Source organism: Methylobacterium sp. WL18, assembly GCF_008040015.1.
Taxonomy (GTDB): Bacteria; Pseudomonadota; Alphaproteobacteria; order Rhizobiales; family Beijerinckiaceae; genus Methylobacterium; species Methylobacterium mesophilicum.
In genome coordinates this window covers 1-665 of sequence record NZ_VRVD01001203.1, presented here as the reverse complement: position 1 = coordinate 665, position 665 = coordinate 1, and the positions used below count along the sequence as shown (strand labels likewise).

Below are 665 nucleotides of genomic sequence, written 5' to 3'. Positions count from 1 at the left end.
GGCTCGCCCCGAGCCAGGTCCGGCCCGGGGCGGCCGCAGCCAGGGCTTCGAGCCGACCCAAAAAACCGTCCGGGGGGCGCGGGCGCCGGCCCGGCGGGATCGCGATGAACATCTGCCCCTCGGCGGCCTCCAGCATCTCGGCGAAGGAGAACCGGCAATCCCCCTTGCGGCTGCGCCGGTTGCCCCGGGTGAGCAGCCGGCAGAGGCGCCCCCAGGCCTGCCGGTCCACCGGATAGGTCACGGCCTCGAACCCGTCCTCGGTGACGAGGCGCACGCCCGGCAGGACGCGGATCGCCACGCCCTCCGCCTCGAGGGCCCGGGCCGCCGCATGGGCCCGCACCACCCCGGCCACGGTGTTGCGGTCGGCGACCCCGATCGCGGCGAGCCCGTAGGCCGCGCCTTGCACGACGTATTCCTGCGGATGCGAGGCGCCGCGTAAAAACGAAAAATTCGTGGTCAGGGCGAGCTCGGCGTAGGCGGGATCGCTCACGGGAACACCCCGTGGACGAACCAGGCGGCAGGCCGGCCGGGGGCGTGCGGCCCGTCCCGGTACAGCCAGAGCCTTCGGCCGGCCGCGCACTCGACCCGGTAATAGTCCCGGGCCTGGCCGGGGGCGCCCCCGTTCGCCGCATCTGCGTCCCTGTCGGCGGCGGGCGCGCCGGGCG

Annotated in this window: 1 protein-coding gene; it reads right to left on the bottom strand. The window is 75.5% G+C overall.

Going from position 1 to position 665, the window contains the following annotated elements:
- On the bottom strand, window positions 1-490 hold a 490-nt coding region (locus FV228_RS31840; RefSeq protein WP_147857981.1), incomplete at its 3' end, for a PHP domain-containing protein.
- Window positions 491-665 lie beyond the last annotated feature (175 nt).